The 890-nt window shown below is 67.8% G+C and carries 1 protein-coding gene; it reads right to left on the bottom strand.

What is annotated here, in order from left to right:
- Nucleotides 1-7: 7 nt before the first annotated feature.
- A protein-coding gene (locus tag DY245_RS32860) for an IS5 family transposase (protein WP_425329464.1) occupies nucleotides 8-822 on the bottom strand; the annotation gives its coding sequence in 2 pieces (ribosomal slippage) (nucleotides 8-493 and nucleotides 496-822; 813 coding nt in all).
- Nucleotides 823-890: the final 68 nt, after the last annotated feature.

Genomic DNA, 890 nt, shown 5'->3' with positions numbered 1-890 from the left:
AGAACTCCTAACGCAATGACTTCAGGCGCCGCCAGCAGATGAGTGCGCATCCCAGGGTGAGAAAGGCTTCGTGGATGTCGTCGCGTATCTCCCAGCGGATCCGCAGGCGGCGGAACCAGTGCAGATGGGCGAACGCGCGCTCCACGACCCAGCGTTGGGTGCCCAGTCCGGAGCCGTGCTCGGTGCCGCGGCGGGCGATCAACGGCTTCACACCGAGGCCCCAGACAAGACGGCGGTATTTGTCGTGGTCATAGCCGCGGTCACCCAGCACCACATCCGGGCGGCGCCGGGGCCGGCCGCGCTTGCCCCGCACGGGCGGCACGGCCTGGAGGAGCGGGATCAGCTGGGTGACGTCGTTGCGGTTGCCGCCGGTCAAGGTGGCGGCTAGCGGGATGCCGGTGGCGTCGGTGATCAGGTGGTGCTTGCTGCCCGTCCTGCCCCGGTCGACGGGGCTTCGTCCGGTCTTGTAGCCCCCTTTAACGCTCGGATGTGGGAGCCGTCGACCGCCGCCCGGGAGAAGTCCAGGGCGTTCGCGCCACGGAGTTTGGCGAGGAGGACCTCGTGCAGCCGGGGCCACACACCGGCCTCGGTCCACTCGGCCAGGCGGCGCCAGCAGGTCATGCCGGAGCCGAAGCCGAGTTCTTGCGGCAGGTGTTCCCAGGAGATCCCGGTGTGCAGGACGAACAGGATGCCCTGGAACACCAGCCGGTCCGGATGACGCTTGCGTCCCGGATGCCGGGTCCGACGCTCAACCCTAGGCAACAGCGGCTCGACCACCGCCCACAAATCGTCATCGACTTCCCACGGCTTCGGCCGAGCCACCCCACACCCCCGGATCAACGGTCCCGGAGTGATCCAACCACCTCGAAGATCATTTCGTTAGGAGTTCT

The organism is Streptomyces inhibens (genome assembly GCF_003389455.1).
Lineage (GTDB): Bacteria > Actinomycetota > Actinomycetes > Streptomycetales > Streptomycetaceae > Streptomyces > Streptomyces inhibens.
The sequence above is the reverse complement of the archived record's forward strand: the minus strand, read 5'-3'. Positions and strand labels throughout refer to the sequence as shown.